Origin of the sequence: Streptomyces sp. NPDC006208 (genome assembly GCF_040613775.1) — a bacterium.
Lineage (GTDB): Bacteria > Actinomycetota > Actinomycetes > Streptomycetales > Streptomycetaceae > Streptomyces.
The window spans coordinates 33,658-52,333 of the sequence record NZ_JBEXSW010000053.1; the positions used below are offsets into that span (position 1 = coordinate 33,658).

Annotated in this window: 17 protein-coding genes; 7 read left to right on the plus strand and 10 right to left on the minus strand. The window is 70.8% G+C overall.

The window, feature by feature from the left end:
* The first annotated feature begins 316 nt into the window (after positions 1-316).
* Together ppdK and ABZ208_RS32840 are read left to right on the plus strand one after the other, a co-directional pair.
* Entirely contained in the window at positions 317-3,025 is a 2,709-nt protein-coding gene (gene ppdK, locus ABZ208_RS32835; RefSeq protein WP_356913093.1) for a pyruvate, phosphate dikinase, read from the plus strand.
* Positions 3,026-3,646: 621 nt separating this feature from the next.
* Positions 3,647-4,666: a winged helix-turn-helix domain-containing protein gene (locus tag ABZ208_RS32840; protein WP_328400825.1), complete on the plus strand. Its 1,020-nt coding sequence runs from the start codon at positions 3,647-3,649 to the stop codon at positions 4,664-4,666.
* On the opposite strand, the gene ABZ208_RS32845 is transcribed toward ABZ208_RS32840, so the two are convergent.
* Positions 4,636-5,793: an alkaline phosphatase PhoX gene (locus ABZ208_RS32845; protein ID WP_356913094.1), complete on the minus strand. Its 1,158-nt coding sequence runs from the start codon at positions 5,791-5,793 to the stop codon at positions 4,636-4,638. The genes ABZ208_RS32840 and ABZ208_RS32845 overlap by 31 nt on opposite strands.
* Positions 5,794-6,144: 351 nt before the next feature.
* Complete coding sequence (locus tag ABZ208_RS32850; protein WP_356913095.1) at positions 6,145-6,945, minus strand: CoA-transferase; 801 nt, start codon at positions 6,943-6,945, stop codon at positions 6,145-6,147.
* A 167-nt stretch (positions 6,946-7,112) separates the two neighbouring features.
* Here ABZ208_RS32850 and ABZ208_RS32855 point away from each other — a divergent pair, with 167 nt between their 5' ends.
* Positions 7,113-7,535, plus strand: coding sequence for a VOC family protein (locus tag ABZ208_RS32855; RefSeq protein WP_356913096.1), 423 nt, complete (start codon positions 7,113-7,115; stop codon positions 7,533-7,535).
* A gap of 9 nt (positions 7,536-7,544) precedes the next feature.
* Here the strand turns inward: ABZ208_RS32855 and ABZ208_RS32860 are convergent, their stop codons facing one another.
* From ABZ208_RS32860 to ABZ208_RS32875, 4 genes are all read right to left on the minus strand, one after another.
* The gene (locus ABZ208_RS32860; protein ID WP_356913097.1) at positions 7,545-8,501 is read right to left on the minus strand and encodes an oxidoreductase; all 957 of its coding nucleotides are present in this window, start codon (positions 8,499-8,501) and stop codon (positions 7,545-7,547) included.
* A 149-nt stretch (positions 8,502-8,650) separates the two neighbouring features.
* A complete protein-coding gene (gene nirD, locus ABZ208_RS32865) occupies positions 8,651-9,001 on the minus strand; it encodes a nitrite reductase small subunit NirD (protein ID WP_356913099.1) in 351 nt (116 codons plus the stop codon).
* The gene (nirB, locus tag ABZ208_RS32870) at positions 8,998-11,589 is read right to left on the minus strand and encodes a nitrite reductase large subunit NirB (RefSeq protein ID WP_356913101.1); all 2,592 of its coding nucleotides are present in this window, start codon (positions 11,587-11,589) and stop codon (positions 8,998-9,000) included. The genes nirD and nirB overlap by 4 nt, the downstream gene beginning before the upstream one ends.
* 1 nt (position 11,590) lies before the next feature.
* A complete protein-coding gene (locus tag ABZ208_RS32875) occupies positions 11,591-12,841 on the minus strand; it encodes an FAD-dependent oxidoreductase (protein ID WP_356913102.1) in 1,251 nt (416 codons plus the stop codon).
* Positions 12,842-13,042: 201 nt separating this feature from the next.
* On the opposite strand from ABZ208_RS32875, the gene ABZ208_RS32880 reads away from it, so the two are divergent.
* Together ABZ208_RS32880 and ABZ208_RS32885 are read left to right on the plus strand one after the other, a co-directional pair.
* Positions 13,043-13,828: a TSUP family transporter gene (locus tag ABZ208_RS32880; RefSeq protein ID WP_356913103.1), complete on the plus strand. Its 786-nt coding sequence runs from the start codon at positions 13,043-13,045 to the stop codon at positions 13,826-13,828.
* Positions 13,829-14,258: 430 nt separating this feature from the next.
* A complete protein-coding gene (locus ABZ208_RS32885; protein WP_356913104.1) occupies positions 14,259-14,912 on the plus strand; it encodes an HAD family hydrolase in 654 nt (217 codons plus the stop codon).
* 25 nt (positions 14,913-14,937) lie between these two features.
* Here the strand turns inward: ABZ208_RS32885 and ABZ208_RS32890 are convergent, their stop codons facing one another.
* From ABZ208_RS32890 to ABZ208_RS32905, 4 genes are all read right to left on the minus strand, one after another.
* Positions 14,938-15,399 carry a hypothetical protein gene (locus ABZ208_RS32890; RefSeq protein WP_356913105.1) on the minus strand — a complete coding sequence of 154 codons (462 nt, stop codon included), beginning with the start codon at positions 15,397-15,399 and terminating at the stop codon, positions 14,938-14,940.
* A 2-nt stretch (positions 15,400-15,401) separates the two neighbouring features.
* Complete coding sequence (locus tag ABZ208_RS32895) at positions 15,402-15,902, minus strand: MarR family transcriptional regulator (protein ID WP_356913106.1); 501 nt, start codon at positions 15,900-15,902, stop codon at positions 15,402-15,404.
* Positions 15,903-15,938: 36 nt separating this feature from the next.
* Positions 15,939-16,577, minus strand: a complete 639-nt coding sequence (locus ABZ208_RS32900) for a class F sortase (RefSeq protein WP_356913107.1) — start codon at positions 16,575-16,577, stop codon at positions 15,939-15,941.
* A gap of 179 nt (positions 16,578-16,756) precedes the next feature.
* Positions 16,757-17,416 (minus strand): hypothetical protein, encoded by a 660-nt coding sequence (locus tag ABZ208_RS32905; RefSeq protein WP_356913108.1) that lies wholly within the window; start codon positions 17,414-17,416, stop codon positions 16,757-16,759.
* Between the two features lie 344 nt (positions 17,417-17,760).
* Here ABZ208_RS32905 and cutA point away from each other — a divergent pair, with 344 nt between their 5' ends.
* Both cutA and ABZ208_RS32915 read left to right on the plus strand, forming a co-directional pair.
* On the plus strand, positions 17,761-18,102 hold the full coding sequence (gene cutA, locus ABZ208_RS32910) for a divalent-cation tolerance protein CutA (RefSeq protein ID WP_356913109.1): 342 nt from the start codon (positions 17,761-17,763) through the stop codon (positions 18,100-18,102).
* A complete protein-coding gene (locus tag ABZ208_RS32915) occupies positions 18,099-18,530 on the plus strand; it encodes a gamma-glutamylcyclotransferase family protein (RefSeq protein ID WP_356913110.1) in 432 nt (143 codons plus the stop codon). The genes cutA and ABZ208_RS32915 overlap by 4 nt, the downstream gene beginning before the upstream one ends.
* The last annotated feature ends 146 nt before the right edge of the window (positions 18,531-18,676 follow it).

Consider the following 18,676-nt stretch of genomic DNA (forward strand, 5'->3'; position numbering starts at 1 on the left):
CGCTCAGATGAGCGGATCGAGGGTCATTGCACCTCTCAAAGGGTGGCACTCAGTGCCACCCTTTGAGTGTTCAACTCCTGAACTCACTTGCCGTGAAAGTTGCTCAGATGAGCGAGTATGGCCTTGGTTCGGTCAAGTGGCCTTCGGAGGATGAACGGAAAACCCGTTCCAGGTGCGGACTGCGGTCACCTGTGATCTGGTGGCGGACGAGTGGTTAAGGCCGTATGACGCGCAAGTGGACGTACCCAGGTGCCTTCGATCTGGGTATGTTCCTCGCCGTCAGGGCAGCCACCGAGTCCTCGAGGAGTCGAGACCCGTGTCGGAAAACAAAGATCAGAAGTTCGTCTACGACTTCACCGAGGGCAACAAGGACCTCAAGGACCTGCTCGGCGGTAAAGGTGCGAACCTCGCCGAGATGACCAACCTCGGCCTTCCCGTCCCTCCCGGCTTCACGATCACCACCGAGGCGTGCAAGGTCTACCTCGAGAGCGGCCAGGAGCCCACCGCGCTGCGCGACGAGGTCACCGCTCACCTCGACGCCCTCGAGCAGGCGATGGGCAAGAAGCTCGGCCAGGCCGACGACCCGCTGCTGGTATCCGTACGCTCGGGCGCGAAGTTCTCGATGCCCGGCATGATGGACACCGTCCTCAACATCGGCCTCTCCGACGAGTCCGTGACCGGGCTCGCCACGCAGGCCGGCGACGAGCGCTTCGCGTGGGACTCCTACCGCCGTCTGATCCAGATGTTCGGCAAGACCGTGCTGGGCGTCGACGGCGAGCTCTTCGAGGAGGCCCTCGAAGCGGCCAAGGAGACCAAGAAGGTCACCGTCGACACCGACCTCGACGCGGCTGATCTCAAGAAGCTGGTCAAGCAGTTCAAGAAGATCGTCAAGACCGAGGCCGGACGCGACTTCCCGCAGGACCCGCGCGAGCAGATGGATCTTGCCATCCACGCGGTCTTCGACTCCTGGAACACCGACCGCGCCAAGCTCTACCGCCGCCAGGAGCGCATCCCCGGCGACCTGGGCACGGCCGTCAACGTCTGCTCCATGGTCTTCGGCAACCTCGGCCCGGACTCCGGCACAGGCGTCGCCTTCACCCGCGACCCCGCCTCCGGTCACCAGGGCGTCTACGGCGACTACCTGCAGAACGCCCAGGGCGAGGACGTCGTCGCCGGTATCCGCAACACCGTGCCGCTCGCCGATCTCGAGAAGATCGACAAGAAGTCGTACGACCAGCTGATGCAGATCATGGAGACCCTCGAGACGCACTACAAGGACCTGTGCGACATCGAGTTCACCATCGAGCGCGGCCAGCTGTGGATGCTGCAGACCCGCGTCGGCAAGCGCACCGCCGGTGCCGCCTTCCGTATCGCCACCCAGCTCGTGGACCAGGGTCTGATCGACGAGGCAGAGGCGCTGCAGCGCGTCAACGGCGCGCAGCTGGCGCAGCTGATGTTCCCGCGCTTCGACGACAAGGCCAAGACGGAGCTGCTGGGCCGCGGTATCGCCGCGTCCCCGGGCGCCGCGGTCGGCAAGGCGGTCTTCGACTCGTACACGGCCGTCAAGTGGTCTCGATCCGGCGAGAAGGTCATCCTGATCCGCCGTGAGACCAACCCGGACGACCTGGACGGCATGATCGCGGCCGAGGGCATCCTGACCTCGCGCGGCGGCAAGACCTCCCACGCCGCCGTCGTCGCCCGCGGCATGGGCAAGACCTGTGTCTGCGGCGCCGAGGACCTCGAGGTCGACACCAAGCGCCGCCGGATGACGGTCAACGGCACCGTCGTCGAGGAGGGCGACGTCGTCTCCATCGACGGTTCCACCGGCAAGGTCTACCTCGGAGAGGTGCCGGTCGTGCCCTCCCCGGTCGTCGAGTACTTCGAGGGCCGGATGCACGCGGGCGCCGACGACGCCGACGAGCTCGTCGCCGCCGTGCACCGGGTCATGGCCTACGCGGACCGGGTACGCCGGCTGCGCGTACGGGCGAACGCCGACAACGCCGAGGACGCGCTGCGCGCACGGCGGTTCGGCGCGCAGGGCATCGGCCTGTGCCGCACCGAGCACATGTTCCTCGGCGAGCGCCGCGAGATGGTCGAGAAGCTGATTCTCGCCGACACGGACGACGAGCGCGAGACCGCGCTGCGGGAACTGCTGCCGCTGCAGAAGAAGGACTTCGTCGAACTGTTCGAGGCGATGGACGGCCTCCCGGTGACGGTCCGTCTGCTCGACCCGCCGCTGCACGAGTTCCTGCCCGACATCACCGAGCTGTCGGTGCGCGTCGCGCTCGCCGAGGCCCGCAAGGACCCGCACGAGAACGACCTGCGCCTGCTGCAGGCCGTCCACCGGCTCCACGAGCAGAACCCGATGCTGGGTCTGCGTGGCGTGCGCCTCGGACTGGTCATCCCGGGCCTGTTCACCATGCAGGTGCGGGCGATCGCGGAGGCCGTGGCACAGCGCATCGAGGCCAAGGGCGACCCGCGGGCCGAGATCATGATCCCGCTGGTCGGCACCGTGCAGGAGCTGGAGATCGTCCGCGACGAGGCCGAACAGGTCATCGCCGAGGTCCAGGCGGCGACGGGTGTGGAGCTGAAGCTCGCGCTCGGCACGATGATCGAGCTGCCGCGCGCCGCGCTGACCGCCGGACAGATCGCGGAGGCCGCGGAGTTCTTCTCCTTCGGCACCAACGACCTGACCCAGACCGTGTGGGGCTTCTCCCGCGACGACGTGGAGGCGAGCTTCTTCACGGCGTACCTGGAGAAGGGCATCTTCGGCGTCAGCCCGTTCGAGACCATCGACAAGGACGGCGTCGGCTCGCTGGTCCGCAACGCGGTCGCGGCCGGCCGGGCGACCCGGCCCGACCTCAAGCTCGGCGTGTGCGGTGAGCACGGCGGTGACCCGGAGTCGGTGCACTTCTTCCACGAGGTGGGCCTGGACTACGTCTCCTGCTCGCCGTTCCGCATCCCGGTGGCGCGCCTGGAGGCGGGCCGCGCCGCGGCCCAGTCGAGCGGCAGCGACTCCCGATAGGACGCCGGAGCCGTCGCAGGGTTCCGGGGCCTGCCCTCCGGAACCCGGTACCACCTGACCCTCACCGGTGCCCCGGTGACGGTTCCGGAGCACGAAACAGGAAGGGGCGGGCGCCTTGTGCGGGGCGCCCGCCCCTTCCGCATGCTCTCGTCCGGGTCGTCTCCGGCCGCTTCGGACGCCTCCGGTCGCATCGGGCCGGCTGCTGCGGCTGTTCCCGGCCTCGGGGCCGGGATTTACCGGGTGGGCGGTCCGCCGTTGAATCACGGACCAGCAATGGATCCGACACGTACCTTTAACAGCAATCGAATTTCTGCCATTCACTGCGCAAAGAATGGGGCGGGACGCGGCCCGCGGATCCCCACCCGCGAGCCACGCCCCATTACCCGTGCCGAACACGGAGCCGCAACCTCCACCACCGCCGCCGGACGCGCAAAGCCCCCCACGGTCCTCGCTGCGTCACTTCGGTGACAGAAGGTTTCGTGCTCGACGTCGTACAGCTTTTCGGTTGCCCCCCGAGGCCCGCGAGGGCTTTCAACTGTGGCTGAAACACCGTGGTAACGTCCCGTGACTGCATGCATACTCAGTGGCGGGGGCGATTGCGGATGCAACAGTGGGGGTTCGGTGCTTCGTATTCATTTCAATGCGGACGACTTGGCCAGAGTCAGGATGGCGGCCAGGCCGGACGCGTTGTGGGAATCGATTCTCAGTTTTCACCGATTGCGTGACCGGCGCGGTGCCCTGGTGTTCGGGGAATGGCGCTCCGAAGCCCGCACCCGGTTGAAAGGTGAAACACGGCTGCTGGCCGCGCTGGTTCCGCAGCATGGATATTTCCCGGACTTTCTGACTCCGCCCGAGACCCGCGACGGGCTCGACGCGGGTCTGGAGGCCCTGCGTGCCACACCGCCCGCGCGGCTGCACACCGAGCTGGCCCTCGCGGCCGCCCACCGCTCCGCGCTGCGCGTGCTGCCCAGCCGGCTCGTCGCGCTCGCCGAGGGCCGCAGCGAGCCGCTCGCGCGGCTCGTCGGGGCGCTGCGCGCCTACTGGAAGGCCGCGGTCGAGCCGTACTGGCCGCATGTCCAGGCCAGGGTGGAGGCGGACCGGGCGGTGCGCGGACGGGCGCTGCTCGACGGCGGTGCGGAGGAGCTGCTCGCCTCACTGCCGCCGGTGCTGCGCTGGCGTGCCCCGGTGCTGGAGGCCGACTACCCGGTCGACCGCGAACTGCGTCTGGACGGACGGGGGCTGCTGCTCCAGCCCTCGTTCTTCTGCCGCGGCACCCCGGTGGTCTACCGCGACAGCGCGCTGCCGCCGGTACTGGTCTATCCGGTGTCCCACGGCTGCGAGCCCGCCTTCGGCGACGCCGTGGCCCCCTCGCTCGGCCGGCTGGTCGGCCACACCCGCTCCGCGGTGCTCCAGTCCATCCGCGACGGCTGTACGACCAGCGAGCTGGCCCGCAGGGCAGGGGTGTCCCTGGCCTCCGCGAGCCAGCACGCCGCCGTCCTTCGCGAGGCCGGGCTCGTGGTGACCCTGCGCCACGGCAACGCGGTACTGCACACGCTCACTCCGCTGGGCGCCGCCCTGCTGCGCGGCGGCGCCACCCCTCAGGCCATGGCCTACGCCCGGAACGGACCGGTCACTTCGTAGGTGATGCCGCCGGACGAGCTGCCGCTCGTGCCGCGCTGGCTGGAGAAGTACAGCCGCTGCCCGTTCGGCGAGAAGGCCGGACCGGTGATCTCCGAGCCCGACTGGCCGCTGATCCGCAGGAACGGCGCGACCACATCGTCCGGCGTGATGATGCAGATCTCCATGTTGCCGCCGTCCTCCGCGACGAACAGATCGCCGGACGAGGACCCGGTGACATTGTCGACACCCGTCAGCGGCGCGCCGCCGCCCACGACGAGCGAGTCGTCGTAGGCCAGCTCATAGGTGCTGCTCGCCAGATTGAGCTGCCAGAGCCGGTTGTCGCCCTTGGTGGTGAACCAGACCGTGTCGTTGGCGTAGTGGCAGCCCTCGCCGCCGTTGAACTTCTTCGAACCGGACACCTGGTTGCGGGTCGCGGTCGGGGAGCCGTCCGGGTCGGGGACGGTCTGCCAGGTGAAGGAGCCGGAGGTGGCGGTGCCGGCCATGAGGACCTGGAGGGTTCCCGAGGAGAGGTTCCCCCAGGTGCTGGGGATGAAGCGGTAGAAGCAGCCGCTGGACTCGTCCTCGGTCAGATAGATCACCTGGCGCACCGGGTCGGCGGCCGCCGCCTCGTGCTTGAACCTGCCCATGGCGTCGCGGCGCGTGGCGGCGCCTCCGAAGGGGTTGGTCTCGTAGACGTAGCCGAGGCTGACCTCCTCGCACGACAGCCAGGTGTTCCACGGAGTGGCGCCACCGGCACAGTTCTGCCGGGTGTTGGACAGGATGCGGTAGGCGCCGGTGACGGTGCCGGAGGAGTTGAACTTGACGGCGCTTGCGCCGCCACCGGGGTTGATCTCCGAGTTGGACACGTAGATCCAGCCGGAGCCGTCGACGAAACAGGCGCCGCCGTCGGGGGCGTTGTGCCACGTGTACGAGGTGCCGGAGACCACCTGGCCGGACCGGGCGATCACACGGCTGGTGAAGCCGCTGGGCAGCTGGATGCCGTTGGCGTCGGCCGAGCCGAGCGCACCGTACGGGCCGGGGCCGGGCTGTGCCGGAGCCGCCGTCGCGGCGCCCTGCCACAGGGTGCCGCCGAAGGCGGCGGCCGATGTGCCGATGACCGCTCCGCGCAGGAAACTGCGTCGTTCCACTTGTCACTCCAGGAGGGTGGTGACCGCCCCGTGGCACCGGCCGGCGCCATGGGGTCGCGCGCTTCCGGAACCTAGGAGGCACGAGTTGACGGCACGTCAACAACCGATGAAGCAGAGACGTCGACTGCATTCAGCCATGTGCGTGCGGTGACGACCGTGGGGTCCGACGGCCTTGCGTACGTGCACGGCAGCCGGATCCCGCTCCGTCCGCACCGCTGTCACCTCCATCGATCCGGCGCACCCGCACGTCCCGGCCGGCCGCTTCGACCACCGGCGTCACAGTGGCGTCCAGATGAATCCCGCTCAACACCGGTTTCATTGTGGCCGGATCGGCACGCCTCGCGCGCTCGCTCAGCCGTTGAGGTCCGCGAGCCATGCGGTGAACGCCGTCCGGTCCCGGGAGATCGAGTCCCAGGCCGGGTAGAAGGCATTGTCGCGCTGCCCGTACCCGGCGGCGTACGAGGGACGGGCGCCGCCCGGCACCACGCACACCGCATGGACCACCCAGGAGGGCAGCACCACCGCGCCCGGCCGCGGCGTCAGTTCACCGACGGTCTCCTCCACCGTCACCAGCACGCGGCTCGCCGCCAGCACGGCCTCCTTCTGCACCCCGGTCGGACCCCACAGCTGCACCGCACCCGACCGGTCGGCCTGCTGGGCGTGGATGATCGTGACATCCGGGTTGAGCGCCGCCACAGCCGTCAACTCCTCGCCGCTGAAAGGGCATGTGATGCCGGCGATCGTGTCCGATCCGGCGGCGGTCCCCGAGCCGCGGTAGCCGCGCAGCACCGCGAAGGGAAGTCCGGACGCTCCCGCCACATAGCGGTTCGCCATGCCCGCGTGGCTGTGCTCGTCCAGCTCCAGCGGGCGCGGCCAGCCGTTCTCGACCGCGTCCCGGAACCGGTGCAGCGAGCGGGCGCCCGGGCTGGCGCCCCAGGAGAAGATCAGCTTCCTCACCAGTCCCGCGCCGATCAGCTGGTCGTGGACGACGTCCGGGGTCATCCTGGCGAGAGTGAGATCGGTGATGCCCTGGCGGATGACCTCGTGCGCGGCGGCGAACGGGACCAGATGGGTGAAGCCCTCCAGGGCAAGGGTGTCGCCGTCGTGGACGAGGTCCGCCACGGCGTCCTGCAGGCTGCGGATGTCGGCCATCGTCGTGCTCCGTGATGCTCGGTGCCCGGCTCGTGCCCGGCGCCTGGGCAACTGCTGCGCCGCTGCGGAGAAATATTTCCCGGGACAGCGATGAGTATGGCCCGCGCTCCCCGTCCATCACATGGAACGCACTGCACAACACCCCTTACGGATGAGAAGAGGCAGCCATGCCCCAGATGATCTTCGTGAACCTGCCCGTGCGCGACCTGGAGACCAGCAAGGCGTTCTGGACCGAGCTGGGCTACTCCTTCGACCCGGACTTCTCCGACGAGAACGCCGCCAGCCTGATCATCAGCGACACCATCTTCGCGATGCTGCTCACCGAGCCGAAGTTCAAGGAATTCACCAAGAAGGAGATCACGGACGCCGCCACCTCCACCGAGGTCATCCTCTGTCTGAGCGCGGAGAGCCGCGAGAAGGTCGACGAGCTCGTGGACGCCGCCCTGGCCGCCGGCGGCACGGCCGCCAACGACCCCCACGACTACGGGTTCATGTACGAGCGGTCCTTCCAGGACCCCGACCACCACAACTGGGAGGTCATGTGGATGGACGAGGACGCGGCGAGGAAGGCGATGGCCGAGGGGCGGTGACGCAGGCACTCAGCCCGGCAGGGCCCCGGTGCCGGGCTCCGGGCTCGCCAGACCCCCGTACGTCACTCCGGTGAGCTGCTCCGAGGCCGCCCACAGCCGTTCGCCCGCCACGTCGTTCCTGGTCCAGCCGGCCCGGATGGACGGGGCCGGCCCGCCGCGCCAGCCAAGCAGGCGCGGCCCGGTGAACGAGTCGGGCTCCACGCCGGGAGCCGTCGCCGCGTACAGCGTCGGCAGCGCGCCGGACTCGGCGGGCTGCGCGAGGAGCCGGTTGCCGAACTCCATGATCCGGGTGGCTGCCCTGCGGCCTTCCATCTTCGGGCCGGCGGTCTGGAGATTGGTCGCCGCATAGCCGGGGTGGGCCGCGGCGGCCACCACGTCCGAGCCCGCCGCCCCGAGCCTGCGCGCCAGCTCGTGCACGAACAGCAGATTCGCCGTCTTGGAGCGGGCGTAGGCGATCCAGCGGCGGTAGCCGCGCTCGCTGTTGAGGTCGCCGATGTCGAGGTTGGCGAGCGTGTGCGCCACGCTGGAGACGCTGATCACCCGTGCTCCCGGGGTGTCCAGCAGCTTCGGCAGCAGCAGTCCGGTGAGCGCGAAGTGCCCGAGGTGGTTGACGCCGAACTGACGTTCGAAGCCGTCGGCCGTCCTGCCGTAGGGCAGGGCCATCACCCCGGCGTTGTTGATCAGCAGATCGAGCCTGTCGTACGGATACCGGTCCGCGAAGCGCCGTACCGAAGCCAGATCCGCCAGATCCAGCGCGCCGACCTCCACCAGGACGTCCGGTGCGTCGGCAGCGATACGGTCCAGCGCGTGCGCGCCACGCTCCTCGCTGCGGCACGCGAGGATCACCCGGGCCCCGCGCCGGGCCAGTTCCCGGGCCGTGACCAGGCCGATCCCGCTGTTGGCTCCCGTGACCACCGCGACGCGGCCGCGCTGGTCGGGGATGTCTCCGGCATGCCAGGCCGTCATGGCAGGGCCTCCGCTTCGTGGACGAGGCGTGTCCCCGTCCAGCCTACGAACGCCCGCCCGGCCGGGCCACAGATGGTGCCGCTCACGCGCCGCGAAGAGTCAGGGCAGAGACAGGCGGCGCGTGAGCGGAGTCGGATGGGCGTGCAGGCTCAGTGCAGCCGCACGTCGTACGCCGCCACCGTCACCGACTCGTCGTCCAGGCAGCGCCCGGTCTCCAGGTCGAAGCGCTGCTTGAGCAGCGGCGAGGCGACGAACGGGCGGCCGGCGGCCGAGCCGAGCAGTCCCCGCGACAGGACCTGGGCCCCGCCGAACGGGTCGCGGTTGTCGATGGCGTACGGCGTGCCGTCACGGTCCAGGAAGACCGCGGCCTGTCGGCCGCCGGGCAGCAGGACCGCGACCCCGCGGCCCCGGGTGAGCTGGGACAGCGAGCACACCGCCAGCCAGTCCTCGTCCAGGCGGAGCTGGACTTGCGTATCCGTCTTCTCAGGGGCGATCGTCATCGGACGGCAGTACCTTCCAGGGCTTCTTCCAGCGGACGGATGGACAGCAGCGGCAGGTCGGGCTTGACCTGGTCGCGCTCGGGCACGAACTTCACCGTGGGGTCCGGCACGTCGGGCGCGTTGACGAAGGAGACGAACCGCCGCAGCCGCTCGGGGTCGTTGATGGTCTCGGACCACTCGTCGCGGTAGTTGGCGACGTGGTCGGCCATCAGCGCCTCCAGTTCGGCGCAGATGCCCAGCGAGTCGTTCACCACCACGTCACGGATGTGGTCGAGGCCGCCCTCGATCCGCTCCAGCCAGGTCGAGGTGCGCTCCAGCCGGTCGGCGGTACGGATGTAGAACATCAGGAACCGGTCGATCAGGCGGATCAGTTCGGCGTCGGACAGGTCCTGCGCGAGCAGATCGGCGTGGCGCGGGGTCGCGCCGCCGTTGCCGCCGACATACAGGTTCCAGCCGTTCGCCGTCGCGATCACGCCGAAGTCCTTGGACTGCGCCTCTGCGCACTCGCGCTGGCAGCCGGAGACCGCCGACTTCAGCTTGTGCGGCGAGCGCAGACCCCGGTAGCGCAGCTCGAGGTCGATGGCCATGCGGACCGAGTCCTGCACGCCGTAGCGGCACCAGGTCTGTCCCACACAGGACTTCACGGTCCGCAGCGCCTTGCCGTACGCGTGCCCGGACTCGAAGCCGGCGTCCACCAGACGGGCCCAGATCTGCGGCAGCTGGTCGACGCGCGCACCGAACAGGTCGATCCGCTGGCCACCGGTGATCTTGGTGTAGAGGCCGTAGTCGCGGGCCACCTCGCCGATCACGATGAGCTTTTCGGGGGTGATCTCGCCGCCCGGAATGCGCGGCACGATCGAGTACGAGCCGTTCTTCTGCATGTTGGCGAGGAAGTGGTCGTTGGTGTCCTGCAGTGCGGCCTGCTCGCCCTCCAGCACATATCCGGAGGCGCCGATCGTGGGCGCGAGCGAGGCGATGATCGAGCCGACGGTCGGCTTGCAGATCTCGCAGCCGTTGCCGCCGCGGGCCGCCTCGCGCCCGTGCCTGTCCAGCAGTTCCTGGTAGGAGGTGATGCGCAGCGCGCGGACGATCTCGTACAGCTCCTGGCGGGTCTGGCCGAAGCAGCCGCACAGGCCCTTGTCGACCTCGACGCCCGACGCCTCCAGCTCGGCGTTGACCAGCTGGCCCAGCACCTTGACGCAACTGCCACAGCCCGTACCGGCCTTGGTGCACTTCTTCACCTCGGGCACGGTCGTGCAGGAGTGCTCGGTGACCGCGCCGCGGATCGCGCCCTTGGTGACGTTGTGGCAGGAGCAGATGACCGCCTCGTCGGGCAGCGCGGCGGGGCCGAGCGCGACGGGAGCGCCGGCGCCGGCGGGCAGTACCAGCTGTTCGGGGGAGACGGGCGGCACCGCACCGGTGAAGGCGCGCAGCGTGCCGTACGCCTCGGCGTCGCCGACCAGGATGCCGCCGAGCAGTTCGCCGCCGGGGCCGACGACCAGCTTCTTGTAGACGCCCGCGCGGGAGTCGGAGTAGACGACGTCGAGGCAGCCCTCGGCCGCACCGTGGGCGTCACCGAAGGAGGCCACGTCGACGCCGAGCAGCTTCAGCTTTGTGGAGGTGTCGGCGCCGGAGAAGGACGACACGTCGCCCTCCAGTGCCGCGGCCGCCGTCTCGGCCATCTCGTAGCCGGGCGCGACCAGTCCGTACACGCGGCCGTCCGAAGCCAGCGCGCACTCGCCGATCGCGAAAACGGCCGGGTCCGAGGTGCGGCACTGCTCGTCGACGACGATGCCGCCGCGCTCGCCCACGGCCAGGCCCGCGTCGCGGGCCAGCTGGTCCCGGGGCCGTACACCCGCGGAGAAGACGACCAGGTCGGCGGGGAGCACCGAACCGTCCGACAGGGCCATGCCGTTCACGGTGCCGTTCTCGTCGGCGGTGACCTCCTGGGTGCCGACGCCGGTGTGGACGCTCAGCCCCATGTTCTCGATGGTGCGCAACAGCGCCGCGCCGCCGCCCTCGTCCACCTGCACGGGCATCAGCCGTGGAGCGAACTCCACGATGTGGGTCTGAAGTCCCAGGCCCTTGAGCGCGCCCGCCGCCTCCAGGCCGAGCAGTCCGCCGCCGACGACCGCGCCGACGCGCGCCGTCTTCGCGTACTCCTCGATCGCGAGCAGGTCCTCGATCGTGCGGTAGACGAAACAGCCCTCGGAGTCCTTGCCCGGCACCGGCGGCACGAACGGGTACGAGCCGGTGGCCAGCACCAGAGTGTCGTACGCGATCGTCAGGCCGGCCCGCGAGGTGACCGTGCGGGCCGCGGTGTCGACGGCCTCGGCCGGGTCGTCCAGGTGCAGCTCGATGCCGTGCCGCTCCATGAAGCCGTCCTCGACCATGGACAGGTCGTCGGGAGTGTTCCCGGAGAAGTACGAGGTGAGCTTGACCCGGTCGTAGGCCGGCCGGGGCTCCTCGCACAGCACGACGACGCGCGCCCGCTCGGTGACCCCCCGCTCCGCGAGGGCCTCCAGGAATCGCTGGCCGACCATGCCGTGGCCGACGACCACGATCGTGGGGGTGGACTTCGCAGGCATGTCAGAGGCCTCCATCATTCGTGAGCAGGTGCAGCAGGGGCACGGAGTCGGGCAGGGCCTCGTCGCCCTCCCAGGCCCGGGCGAGCGCGCCGACTGAGGCGAGATCCCCGAGCAGTACCCCGCCGACGAGCCGGTCCCCACGGACGACGACCTTGCGGTACGCGCCCCGGGTGGCGTCGGTGAGCTGGACGACGTCGTCCCCCGGCCGGGGGGTCGGGTCGCCGAACGCGGCCAGGTCGAGCGGTCCGGCCTCGCCGTGCGGATGCCGGTCGCTCTCGGCGGCCGGTGCGGGTGCGGTCAGAGTGAGCCGGGTCAGTGCCCGGGTGCCGGTATAGCGGGGTGCGGCGCCGTCCGTGGCCTCGGCGTTCAGGAGGGACGCGAGAACGTCCGCCTGTTCCAGGGCGGGGCCGGCAAGCCCGTGGACGACGCCGTCGTGCTCGGCGCAGTCGCCGATGGCGTGGATGTACGGGTCCGAGGTGCGCAGCTCGTCGTCGACGACGATGCCGCGCCGCACCGTGAGACCCGCGTCCACCGCGAGGCCGATCCGGGGGCGCACCCCGCAGGCCAGCACCACGATCTCGGCGTCCAGCGGGTAGCCGTCGGCGAGCACCACGGCGCTGACCGCCCCCTCGGGGGTGATGCGCAGCCCGCGCACCCGGCACTCGGTGTGCACCTCGACGCCGAGGGCCTCCACATGCGTGCGCAGCAGAGCGGACGCGGAGACGTCCAGCTGCCGCTCCATGAGGTGCTCGCCCTGCTGGGCCAGCACGACCTTCGCGCCGCGGGAGGCGAGCGCGCGGGCGGCCGACACACCGAGCAGCCCGCCGCCGACCACGACCGCCCGGACTCCGGGGACCACGGCCGCGGAGAGCGCGGCGCAGTCGTCGAGGGTGCGGAAGGGGTGCACGCCCTCCGGAAGCCCCGGTCCGATGCCGCGCAGCGGCGGCAGCACCGGGTTCGATCCCGTCGCCAGGACCAGCCGGTCGTACGGCACCGGGGTGCCGTCCGCGCAGTGCACCAGGCGCCGCTCACGGTCGATGGATGCTGCGCGCACGCCGCGCCGCACCGGTACCTCGGGGAGGGCGATCACCTCGGGGCCGTAGCGCCCGGCGAGGACCTCCGCGAGAAGCACCCGGTTGTACGGGGCGTGCGGCTCCTCCCCGAGGACGGTGACGCGAACGCCCGCGCCCAGCTGGCGCGCGAGTCGCGCACCTGCCGTCCCGCCGCCGATCACCACGATCTCCGAAGTCATGCATGCAGCGTGCGGCGTCGGTGTTACCCGTCAGGTTCCCTTCTGTTTCCCACGGGGAACCTTGCCCTCAGCGCATCCCTGCCCGGCCTGTGAGGCCGGTGCCCGCGGGCCGTGCGGCGACGGGCCCCACGAACCTCAGGGGACGCTCAAGACTCGGCAGATCGTTGGACTGGGCATGTATCCCGTCCGTAGGGTCGCGTCGTGCCCGACATCTCACTGACCACAGTCGTCTTCCTGTGCCTCGCCGCCCTGGTGGCCGGCTGGATCGACGCGGTGGTGGGCGGCGGTGGACTGCTGCTCCTGCCCGCCCTGCTGCTCGGAATGCCACACACCTCCGCCGCCCACATCCTCGGCACCAACAAGGCGGTCGCCATCGTCGGTACCACGGGCGCCGCCGTCACCTACGTGCGCAAGACCCCGGTCCAGGTGAGGACCGCCGTACGGATCGGCCTGGCCGCCCTGGCCGGCTCGATGGGCGGTGCGTTCTTCGCGGCGGGGATCAGCAGCGACGTCCTGCGGCCCGTGATCATGGTGGTGCTGCTCGCTGTCGCCGCGTTCGTGATGCTGCGCCCTTCGTTCGGCACCGCGACGGACGCCGGCCGGCGGCAGGTGGGCCGGAGCCGTGCCGCCATGGCGGTGGTCCTGGTCGGCGGTGGGATCGGCTTCTACGACGGCCTGTTCGGACCGGGCACCGGCACCTTCCTGGTCCTGGCGCTCACCGCGGTGCTCCACCTCGACCTGGTGACCGCGTCGGCCACCGCCAAGATCGTCAACGTGTGCACGAACGCCGGCGCGCTGGCGATGTTCGCGTACCAGGGAACGGTGCTGTGGCAGCCGGCCGCGCTGATGGCCGTATTCAATCTGGCGGGCGGGATGATCGGCGCCCGGATGGCCCTGAGCAAGGGCAGCGAGTTCGTCCGCGGGGTTCTGCTGGTCGTCGTGTTCTCGCTGGTCGCGAAGCTGGGCTTCGACCAGTGGACCGCCTAGGCCCTGTCCGGGCGATCTTCGAGAATCGGCCTGCGGCGTCAGATACGTGGGGTCTCCCCGGGCCCGCCAGGGCCGAGGCGTGGGGTCTCCCCGGGCCCGCCAGGGCCGAGGCGTGGGGTCTCCCCGGGCCCGCCAGGGCCGAGGGGAAGCATCGCAAGGCGTTTGGGGCACCGCCCGCCCGGAGGCCGGGGGAGATCGCCCTCGTACCGGACGTACTTGGGTGACTCCGACAACACAGCGAGGTGCCGTAGCCGTCGCCGCAGGCCCGACAAGATCGCCCGGACAGGCCTAGGGGCCGCGCGCGGGCGGGGGCGTCGGTCACACCGCTGCAGCTTGTGCCCGGCGGTGCCGGAGGGGACGCCTCACCGCGAGTGCCCAGCGCGGTGGGGCCACCCAACTCCCTTGCCCGGGCGGTACATAGGCTGCCGCAATGACCCGGGAAAGCGTTGAACTGGTGATCTTCGACTGCGACGGCGTGCTCGTGGACAGCGAACGGATCTGCGTCAAGGTGGACGCGCTGATCATGGCGGATCTGGGGATCTCGTTCACCGAGGCCGAAATCATCGAGAATTTCGTGGGCTCCTCCACCGAGGTCTACACGGCCGCTGTGGAGCAGCGGCTCGGACGCCGCCTGGAAAAGGACTGGCAGCTGCGGTACGAGCACCTCTACGCCGCCGCCTTCGCCGCCGAACTGACCGCCGTCGACGGCATCGTGGAAGCCCTGGCCGGCCTGACCGCCGCCGTCTGTGTGGCATCGAACGGCCACCATGACGGCATCCGGCGCAGCCTGAAGATCACCGAACTGGGCGCACACTTCGAGGGGCGCATCTTCAGTGCGGCCGATGTGGCGCGGGGCAAGCCCGCGCCCGATCTCTTCCTGCATGCCGCCCGCTCCATGGGGGTGGAGCCGCAGCGGTGCGCGGTGGTCGAGGACAGTGCCTACGGAGTGCAGGCCGCCCGGGCCGCCGGGATGCGTGCCTTCGGCTACTGCGGAGGACTCACCCCGGCGCACCGGCTCAAGGGTCAGAACACAGTGGTCTTCGACGACATGCGGGCGCTGCCCGGGCTGCTGCGCACTCACTGACCCGGCGGGCGCCGACAGGCCTCGGTCAGGAGGCGTAGCCGTTCGCCGTCTCGGCGAAGACCGTCTCGGCCCGTGCGGTGATCTCGGTCAGGACCCGCGCGACGATCGCCTGTTCGCTTTCCGGGATGCCGCCGTAGACCCGTGCGCCCAGCTCGGCGCCGAGCGCCGCGATCCGGGCCTGGAAGGCGCGGCCCGGCTCGGTGAGGGCGACGCGGCCCGCCTTGCCCTGGGCCGGTTCGAGCAGCCCGGCGCCGGTCAGCTCGGCCACGGTGGCGAGCGCCGCCGCCTCGTCGATCTTCAGGGTCGACGTCAGACGGTGCACGATCGCGTCCACGTCGGCGGTGCCGTCCTCGCTCGCGGTGGCGTTCAGGGCCATGGACTGGAGGAACGTATTTCCGGTACGGGCCAGTTCGCGGTCGAGCAGGGCCCGCGTCGCGTAGTGGGCCCGGCCGACGATCTGGCTGTTGAGTGTCGGGGTGGTGGACATCGTTACTCCTCGGACGAAGTGGAAGTCGGTGTCGTGGGCGCGCCGGGTGGTGCGTCGAGGGGTGCGTCGAGCAGCAGCCTCAGCTCGCGGGTGAGCGCTTCGGTGCGCCCGGAGTGCAGTCCGCCGAGCGGGGCCAGCAGGCGGTCGAGCAGTTCGTGGGTGACCGTGATGGCCCGCCCGGCGGTCTCCTTGCCCTCAGGGGTGAGCGAGAGCTGTACCGCCCGGGTGTCGGCCGGATCGGGCGTGCGGCGCAGAAGCCCCGCGGATTCCAGGGTGCGGGCCAGCTTGGAGACGTACAGGGGCTCGAGACCGGTGTGGTCGGCCAGCCGGCGCTGGCTGGGGCTGTGCCCGGAGCGCTGCATGCCGTACAGCGAGGCGAGCAGGGTGTACTGCGCGTGGGTCAGCCCCAGAGGTGCGAGAGCCCGGTCGACGGCGACGCGCCACTTCGTCGACAGCCGCCAGACCAGATAGCCGGGCGTAGGGCCCTTCGGTTCCGTGCTCATGGCGAATACAGTACATGGATACTATGTCCATGGCTACTATTTGTGAGCGGTACCGTTCCCGCGCACTCCGATCAGGTGCCCGTACGCCACCACGTTGCCCCGGTATCCGGTCCCCTTCGTGAACCCGCCGCCGCAGGTGATCAGCCGTAGCTCGGCGCGTCCGCTCGGCCCGTAGACCTTGTCGTCCGGAAAGGCGTCGGCCTCGTACACCTCGATGGCGTCGATCGTGAACACCGCGGTCCGCCCGTCCCCGCGGGCCACCTCGATCCGGTGGCCCTTCTTCAGTGCGCCGAGGTTGTAGAGGACGGCCGGCCCCTTCGCGTTGTCGACATGGCCGGCCATGATCGCCGTGCCCTTGGCGCCCGGCGCCGTGCCGTCCTTGTACCAGCCGGCCAGATTGCGGTCCTCGGCGGGCGGCACCGCCAGGCTGCCGTTCCGGTTCAGCCCGAGCCGCATGACCGGGGCGTCGACGTCGATCTCCGGGATGCGCAGGCGCAGCGGTGCGGACGGCGGCAGCGGGTCGGCGGCGGCGTCCGTGTGGATCCGCGGCCCGGCCGCGAACGCCTCGGCCGCCGACGGCATCGGCGGAGTGATGCCCTGCATGCCGCTGTGCACGAGCCACAGGCCGATGCAGACGCCGACCGCTATGCACCACCCCTTGCCCTTGCGCGTCATCACTTCGCCGCCTTCCTCCGGCCTCCGGGAATCCCCGGCCTCCAGGGCCGGGCCCGGGCGCCGGGGCGGATCGGGCGCCCGGGCGCATCCGGGCGCCGGGAAAAGAGTGCCCCGCCCCCGTCGGTCATCGGCCGGACGGGAGCGGGGGATTCGGCGGTGCGGGCGGTGGAACCGGCCCGTCAGCTGTCCTGCGCGCCGCTCGCCCGACGGCGCAGGAGCAGCGTCCCGCCGGCGGCGGTCGCGGCCAGCACTGCCACGCCCGCCGCGATCTGGGTGGTGTCCGGGCCGACGCTGCCTCCGACGCCCGTACTGACATGGCCGCTCGGCCTGCTGTGCTCACGCACCTCCAGGTCGCCACTGGCCTTGTTGCCGTTCTTGCAGCGCACCTTGATCTCGTAGGTGCCCGGGTCGGTGTGGTCGGGGACCGTGAACTGGCCCACCGAGACCTCCTTGTGGGTGGCGGCCCGCAGCGGGAACACGCCGGCGTCGAGCGACCGCGCGTCGCCTGTGCCGCGGTCGCTCTTCCCGCGGTCGTCCTTCGCTTTGTCGTCCTTCTCGCGGTCGCTCTTCTCGCGATCGTCCTTCGCTTGGTCGTCGTTCCCGCGGTCGCCCTTCTCGCGGTCGCCCTTCTCGCGGTCGTCCTTCGCCTGGTCGTCCTTCTTCCCGTGGTCGTCCTTGCCGCACGCCGTGGTGTTCACGGTGATCGTCGTTCCGGGCTTCGCCGGTGACGGGAACACCTCCAGCGCGTCCCGGTCCCCTGCGTGTGCAGCCAGGGCGCCGATGCCTGTCCAGCCGAGAGTCAGGGCTATGACGGGGAGCAGGCGGGACGTGCTGCGCATGGAGTCCTCCGGAAAGCGGGTGGGGCGATGGGCCGTCCTCTTCCGAGGTAAGGGCCGACCTGCCCGTCGCGCCTGCTGATGAGCCATCAGATTCACCTGGTCGATATGGCGTGTCGCACTGGACAGAAAGCGTTTTTGCAGGTCAACGCCTGGCGCGCGGCTGATCGGGTGGCATGGGACACCGGCCGAACCGAATGGGTGACGCGGGCGCCTCGTCCGTGCCGTCGGCGCCGGCCGGGCGCGCTCGCCGCACCGGGGGCGGCGTGCGGCCGGGGCCTGCGTACGGTGGCGTCGTGGGCCCTACCGGCCCGGCATCCGCCGATCACCACGAAGGAGTCCCAGCCGTGGACCGACCGCCCGCCCCGCCGGCGCTGCTGGCCGTGCTGACCACCACAGACAGCGCGCAGAAGGCGCATGAACTGGCCCAGGGCGCGGTGGAGGCACGGCTGGCGGCCTGCGCGCAGATCTCCGCGCCCGTCACCTCGGTCTACCACTGGCAGAACGCGATCGAGACCGCGGAGGAATGGCAGATCCTCTTCAAGACCACCCCGGAGAGCTACGACGCGCTCGAAGCCCATCTGATCGCGGCCCACGACTACGACACGCCCGAGATCATCGCCACGCCGGTGGTACGCGGCTCCGCGGCGTACACGGCCTGGGTCCGGGCGGAGACCGCCGCGCGATGACCGCCGTGGAGCTCCCGTTCTTCGTCTACGGCACGCTGCGCCCCGGTCAGCACAACCACGACGCCTTTCTGCACGGGCGCACGGCCGCCGAGAAGCCCGCGACCCTGCCGGGCGCGCTGCTGTACGACGGGCCGGGTTATCCGTACGCCGTCGAGGACCCCGCCGGTGGCACGGTCGCCGGCGAGGTGGTGACGGCGGCGCCGGGGGAGTACCGGGAGCTGCTCGTGGTGCTCGACCACTTGGAGGAGTTCATCGCACCGGGCCACCCGCGCAATCTGTACGAGCGGGTGGCGCGCGATGTCATCGGCGAGGACGGCACGGCAGTGCGGGCCTGGGTGTATGTCGCCGCGGAGGGTGTCGCGCGCGAACTGCGGGACCGGGGCCGGACGATCGAGGGAGGCGACTGGGCGGAGAGGGCCGGGCGGTAGGCCGTGGGGCCCGGCCGGTCGGTGGGACGAGAGGCCGGGCCGGGCGGTGCGGGACCCGGCCCGGCCGGCCGGGGTGACGGCCGCTTCCTGGACGGCGGCCGTGTACCGGGCGCGCCGGCCGGACCGTGTGCGGTGCGGTCCGGCCG